The organism is Pseudomonas sp. PS01303 (assembly GCF_029959385.1).
In the GTDB taxonomy this organism is placed as follows: domain Bacteria; phylum Pseudomonadota; class Gammaproteobacteria; order Pseudomonadales; family Pseudomonadaceae; genus Aquipseudomonas; species Aquipseudomonas rustica.
Window position 1 is genome coordinate 25322 of sequence record NZ_JASCPK010000063.1, and the last position, 6569, is coordinate 31890.

Annotated in this window: 6 protein-coding genes; 3 read left to right on the forward strand and 3 right to left on the reverse strand. The window is 56.3% G+C overall.

Going from position 1 to position 6569, the window contains the following annotated elements:
* Positions 1-3: 3 nt before the first annotated feature.
* Complete coding sequence (locus QMX93_RS17540; protein WP_053123255.1) at positions 4-363, reverse strand: PilZ domain-containing protein; 360 nt, start codon at positions 361-363, stop codon at positions 4-6.
* 229 nt (positions 364-592) lie between these two features.
* On the reverse strand, positions 593-979 hold the full coding sequence (locus tag QMX93_RS17545; protein WP_053123257.1) for a hypothetical protein: 387 nt from the start codon (positions 977-979) through the stop codon (positions 593-595).
* Positions 980-1176: 197 nt separating this feature from the next.
* Between QMX93_RS17545 and pyk the strand changes: the two genes are divergently transcribed.
* From pyk to QMX93_RS17560, 3 genes are all read left to right on the forward strand, one after another.
* Positions 1177-2628 (forward strand): pyruvate kinase, encoded by a 1452-nt coding sequence (gene pyk, locus QMX93_RS17550; protein WP_008080434.1) that lies wholly within the window; start codon positions 1177-1179, stop codon positions 2626-2628.
* 410 nt (positions 2629-3038) lie between these two features.
* Complete coding sequence (locus QMX93_RS17555) at positions 3039-4148, forward strand: delta-60 repeat domain-containing protein (protein ID WP_282357357.1); 1110 nt, start codon at positions 3039-3041, stop codon at positions 4146-4148.
* A gap of 93 nt (positions 4149-4241) precedes the next feature.
* Positions 4242-5564: a hypothetical protein gene (locus QMX93_RS17560; protein WP_282357358.1), complete on the forward strand. Its 1323-nt coding sequence runs from the start codon at positions 4242-4244 to the stop codon at positions 5562-5564.
* 64 nt (positions 5565-5628) lie between these two features.
* Here the strand turns inward: QMX93_RS17560 and QMX93_RS17565 are convergent, their stop codons facing one another.
* Positions 5629-6378, reverse strand: a complete 750-nt coding sequence (locus tag QMX93_RS17565; RefSeq protein ID WP_282357359.1) for an enoyl-CoA hydratase-related protein — start codon at positions 6376-6378, stop codon at positions 5629-5631.
* Positions 6379-6569 lie beyond the last annotated feature (191 nt).

Consider the following 6569-nt stretch of genomic DNA (forward strand, 5'->3'; position numbering starts at 1 on the left):
TTATCAGGCAGACGCCGGCAACGGCTGAAAACTGAAGTACTGCTTCAACGCTCGCACCAGTTGCCCATACTCGGCAGGCGGTCGGTGCAAACTGAAACCAGCATCGTAATGTTGCGGGGTTGCATCCTCGTGACACCACAAACAGCACGCCGAAAAGTCGATGACCTGGTGGCAACCATCACCCATGGGGATTTTCAGACGTAGCGCGAAATCAACTCCGATCATCATCGGTAACTGGCTGATAAGCATCAGCCCGTCTTCTGAAACGTTGCCGAGAAAGCCAATCGGTTTGTCGGTGACGCTGTTGAACACTCTCAAGAAGTACGGCAGTTGGTGCCGTTCAATCCGGCGGTCGGTAAACATGCGCAGTTCGCCATGCAGGGCTCCGTCACAGAGCCGCACCTTTGCTTCGGAACGAACCTGTTCGGCAGGCCCGCTCTCCCCGCTTCCGGTGTGACGGTCGCTACGTCGCCGTCACTTGACCACTTGCCAGTCGCAGGTGTTGCCCCGGATAGAGACAGCGCTCTAAATCCGGATCATTCGACTATAGCTCAGCCTGTACGCACGGCCAGATTTTGTATGACAACTGTCATCAGAAACGTGTTGGACGTACAACCGCTGCGGCGCTGCGCGTTGGGTAATGACCCAGGCTTTGCAGGGTCTCCAAACGGGCGCGGGCACGGTAGGCGTATTCGCTGTTGGGGTACGAGGCGATGATGAACTGATAGGTCTGCGCGGCATCGACAAACATACTTTGCCGTTCCAGGCACTGACCGCGCATCATCGACACTTCCGGCCACACGTACGGGCGGGCACGGCTGGCGCGTTCGACCTTGGACAGTTCGAGCATGACCTGCTCGCAATTGCCACGATCGTAGGCGCTGTAGGCGTTGTTCAAATGGTGGTTCATCGACCAACGGGTGCAGCCCGTGACGGCGAGGACGCTGAGGGCAAGGGCGGCAATGGGCAACAATCGCATGGGGGTTCTCCTGTCTTGTGCTCTGTATCGACCTTGCGTCGAAAATCTTCAGAACGGTTTGTGCCGATTGTCGCGTTCATGGCGTTCAATAAAGAAACTATTAACAAAGCCCTTCACAAAAAGTAGTGCATTCGAACAATGACTACACCCCAAGAGCATAGTAGCCTTCGCTTGCGCTTGAACTCAGGAGTCTTTGCATGTCCGTCCGTCGTACCAAAATCGTCGCTACCCTTGGCCCGGCCAGTAACTCGCCGGAAGTTCTCGAACAGCTGATTCTGGCTGGCCTGGACGTTGCCCGTCTGAACTTCTCCCACGGCACCCCCGACGAGCACAAGGCTCGCGCGAAACTGGTGCGTGACATTGCCGCCAAGCACGGCCGCTTCGTCGCCCTGCTGGGTGACCTGCAAGGCCCGAAAATCCGTATCGCCAAATTCGCCAACAAGAAGATCGAGCTGAAGATCGGTGACAAGTTCACCTTCTCCACCAGCCATCCTCTGACCGAAGGCAACCAGCAAGTGGTCGGCATCGACTACCCGGATCTGGTTAAAGACTGCGGCGTAGGCGACGAGCTGCTGCTCGACGACGGTCGTGTGGTCATGCGCGTTGACACCCAAACTGACGACGCATTGCATTGCACCGTGACCATCGGCGGCCCGCTGTCCGACCACAAAGGCATCAACCGTCGCGGTGGCGGCCTGACCGCTCCGGCCCTGACTGAAAAAGACAAGGCCGACATCAAGCTCGCCGCTGAAATGGAAGTCGACTACCTCGCGGTATCTTTCCCGCGTGACGCTGCCGACATGGAATACGCCCGTCAACTGCGCGACGAAGCCGGCGGCACCGCTTGGTTGGTGGCGAAGATCGAACGTGCTGAAGCCGTCGCAGACGACGAAACCCTCGACGGCCTGATCAAGGCTTCCGATGCGGTGATGGTTGCCCGTGGTGACCTCGGTGTGGAAATCGGCGACGCCGAGCTGGTGGGCATTCAGAAGAAAATCATTCTGCACGCACGCCGCCACAACAAGGCTGTGATCGTCGCGACCCAGATGATGGAGTCGATGATCCAGAACCCGATGCCGACTCGCGCCGAAGTGTCCGACGTGGCCAACGCCGTGCTCGACTACACCGACGCCGTGATGTTGTCTGCTGAATCCGCTGCAGGTCTGTATCCGCTGGAAGCGGTTCAAGCGATGGCGCGCATCTGCGTCGGCGCTGAAAAGCACCCGACCGGCAAGACTTCCAGCCACCGCATCGGCAAGGAATTCACCCGTTGCGACGAAAGCATCGCACTGGCGACCATGTACACCGCCAACCACTTCCCGGGCGTTAAAGCGATCATCGCGCTGACCGAAAGTGGCTACACCCCGCTGATCATGTCGCGCATCCGTTCCTCGGTGCCGATCTACGCGTTCTCGCCGCACCGTGAAACTCAGGCGCGTGCAGCCATGTTCCGTGGCGTGTACACCGTACCGTTCGATCCGGCTTCGCTGGAACCGCACGAAGTCAGCCAGAAGGCGATCGACGAGCTGGTTAAACGCGGCGTTGTGGAAAAAGGCGACTGGGTCATCCTGACCAAGGGCGACAGCTACCACACCACCGGCGGCACCAACGGCATGAAGATCCTGCACGTGGGCGACCCACAGGTCTGATTGATTGGTTGTTGAAAAACGAAAGCCCCGCCATGTGAATGGCGGGGCTTTTTGTTTTCTGCTTACACAGAAATTGCCCCTGCCCCTGCCCCTTGCTCCTGGCAACAGTTGAGCCGCTAATTAAACAGAATTGTTTATGCATAACGGCAATCCATTTAATGCCCAAAGGGTTTAACGACCTGTAATTTCTGACAGTAGGCATGAGCCGTTTTCTTCGATCAAATGATTTTCACGGGCTCATGATGAGCATCGTCTCATCATTGGAGAACAGGACGTTGAACCACACACAACGCGCAGGTGATCTGGACAGGAATTTCGGCATCAATGGATCGACGCTGCTTGAGGGTGACAGGGTTCAAGCCATCGCAGTTCTAAAAACTCCTGGCGCACAGCAAGGCAAGATTATCGGAGTGCTCCGAGATGGACGCGACTTCAAACTGTTCCGTCTGCAAAAGGACGGTTTGATCGACACGTCATTTGGCGCGAACGGTTACTCGCAGTGGGGATTTGCAGGCAGTGAAATCGACTCGATTCCTACAGGCATCACTGAACTGAGTGCCGATAAGTTGTTGGTGACCGGGTACATCCAGGAAGACGGTCTGCCACTCCGTCACTACCCCGCAATTGCACGTTTCAATGCCGGTGGTTCGATCGATCTGACGTTTGCACAAAACGGTGTGTTTATCTTCAAAGAACCACTGACCGCGGATCTGAACCCCACTGATGACCAATCGAACAACCCGAATGTTTCCGCCAGTCTCTCGATTGCCGCTCGCGCAGATGGACGAATCCTGCTGGCCTACAACAGCCGTGGTCGTTCGCCCTATCGCGACCAGGGTCTTCTGATTCAATTGACGCCGGAAGGGCAACTGGACAATCGCTTCAATCTGCAGGGTTACACCTTCTTTCAGATCGACCAGCAGAGCACTGCCTCGGTCGATTTGCGCATCCGCGCCAATGGCAACATTCTGGTGGCCGGTAACAGCGGCAATCAGGGATTTGTCGCCGAATTCAACGAAACCGGCGCACTCAACCCGGCATTCGCCGGCAAGGGCTTCTATCTGTTCAAAATAGACGGCGGAACACTACGACTCAGCGCGCTGTTGCTACAGGCTGATGACAAGCCGGTGGTGGTCGGATCGTTTACCACGAGTGGTTCCACCGTCAGAGGCTATGTAAACAGGCTGATGCCCGACGCCAGTCGCGACGCCAGTTTCAATCTCGGCAACTCGCTCATCGTTGAGCGACCGTTTCTCAGCCTGCAGTTGAACTGCGCCGAACTGGATAGCGAACAAGCCATTGTCACCGCTGGCGAACTGAATACGCGCGCATTAAGTCTGGCAGGTCGGGTAACGCCGCAAGGCTTGATGGATCTGGAGTTCGGCGAAGACGGACTGACCGATACCTCCACGGAAGGCATCCTCAATTTCACCACCAGCATTGCCATCCAGCCTCTACGGCAGATTGTCCTTGCGGGAGAACACCACAGCAGTGCAGCCGTCATTCGTCATCACGGCTGACCACTGGATTTGCTCTGCCTGCGCCTGCACACCCTCGCTTCTTGAATCGCAGGATTGAACGCTTTTCTCACGTCAACGCAAAAGGAAATGCTCATGTCCGCCACAACTTTGAATCAAGCAGGACAGCTGGATGAAACGTTTGCAACCAAGGGCTTGTCGCAGATCGTCGTGCCGAAGTATTCGGTATCCGAAATCACCTGCGTTCTTGTCGACACGAATGGAAAAATCTACTTCACCGGAGTAAGCGGAAACGACAACTTTTTTATACTGGCGTACTTTCTGGGGCGGCTCAATCCTGACGGCACACCAGACAACTCGTATGGCAGCAATGGTTTGGTGATTGGAGAAATCGCGGGCAAGGTCTTTTACGGCCGCCCCTCGATCCATTTGCAGAGCGACGGAAAAATTGTCTGGACTGGTCGGTCATCCTCTAGCGTGAGCTTTGAAGCACTGACTTTTGCCCGATATGACACTGACGGCAAACTGGATTCCGGTTTTGGAACCGATGGATATTCCAATGTGGATATTGATCTAGCGCCACCTGCTGGTCATACGTTAAGTCCGGTATCGACGACAAAAGAAAAAAAACAGCCGTGGTCGACCTCGCGCGCCGGCGGTAGCGCGTCTCCCGTTACGATGGAGATTCTGCCAGACGGCAAAATCCTCGCCTGCAAGGTTCACGATTTCGACTTCAAGACGGCGCACAGTTTGATTATTCGGCTTAATGCCGATGGTTCTCTAGACTTGAGCCTTGACCAGAAGGGCTACATCGTCGTGGTTCACCCCGATTATCCTCTGGGGAGAACCGCTCTTCACGGCATCCTCGTGCAAGCCGATGGCAAGTACGTGTGCTCCGGTTCGGTCAGACCAGAATATACCACCACGTTTGCCCTCTTCACGCGTCACAACCCTGACGGGAGTCTTGATTCAGAGTTCGGCGCTAACGGATTCGTCACCATCAACGGTCGCGACCCGAATATTCATTACATGGTTCAGCAACCCAACCAACGCATCCTGGGCATTGGCAACATGATGAGCTTTCCCTTTAGCGCTGTGATGACCAGTATCGAATCAAATGGCACTCCCAATATCCAGTTCAACGGAGGCAAACTCTACTATGAGGAATTTGTTCCAGGTGCGCTAAATGGTTTTAACAGTGGCGTTCGCCAACCCGATGGGAAAATTGTCGTCGTCGGAGCCATCGGAAAGGATTTCGATAATTACGACATTACTGCGGCCAGATATATTGACGCGAACCGAGACCTGACCTTTAACGGGGTTGGCTGGTCGCGGTTCCACTTTGGCAGCGGCATGCAATACGCGACCACGGTTGCACTGCAGGACGATGGAAAGATCCTCGTCGCTGGTCGCAATCATGATTCATCAGGTTTCGTATTGCGACTGCATGCAAAGTGATGATCGATAAAAATCGCAGCCAGTCGCAGCTCCATTGGTTGGCGCCGTCGCAGGCTGCGATTTTTCAATGCCGTTTGATAAACCCGGTCAACGCCGCCAATGCCTCTGGCGACTTCAGGCGCTGGGTGAACAACACGCCCTCCTCTTCGATCACTTTGCGGATCAACTCACGATCCGGCGCCTTCATCAGTTGCTTGCTGATGCGTACCGCATCTGCCGGCAAATCATCGAAACGTAGCGCCATTTCCCGCGCTTTGCTCAACGCCGCATCGCCATTGCCCAGCGCCTCGGTGGCAATGCCCCATTGCGCCGCTTGTTCACCGGTAAAGCCTTCGCCCAGCAACAGCAACTCCGACGCTTTGGCTTGGCCGAGCAAACGCGGGAGGATCAGGCTGGAGCCGAATTCTGGGCACAAACCGAGGTTAACGAACGGCATGCGCAACCGTGCATCGCGGGCCACGTAAACCAGATCGCAATGCAGCAATAACGTGGTGCCGATGCCCACCGCCGCGCCGGCCACTGCGGCGATGACCGGTTTGCGGCATTCGAGCAGGTTGAGCATGAAGTGAAACACCGGGCTGTCGAGGTCGGAGGGCGGTTGCTGGATGAAGTCGGCGATGTCGTTGCCGGCGGTGAAGCACTCGGCGCTGCCGGTGATCAGCACGGCGTTGATTTCGGGGTCGCTGTCGGCACGCTTCAGGGCCTCGGCGAGGCGGCTGTACATCGCGCGAGTGAGGGCGTTTTTCTTGTCCGGGCGGTTGAGGCGCAGGGTGAGCAAACCGCGTTCACGTTCCAGCAGGATGGCTTCGGTCATGGTGGGTCTCGGCGATAGTCGGGTTTGCGGAGGTCAAATGGGGATAGTGCCTTCTGTGGCCAAGGGGCTTCTGTGGCCAAGGGGGCTTTTGTGGTGAGGGGATTTTTGTGGCGAGGGGATTTATCCCCGCTGGGCTGCGCAGCGGCCCCAAAATCTTGTGAGCGCTGCGCACTCAAACGGGGATAAATCCC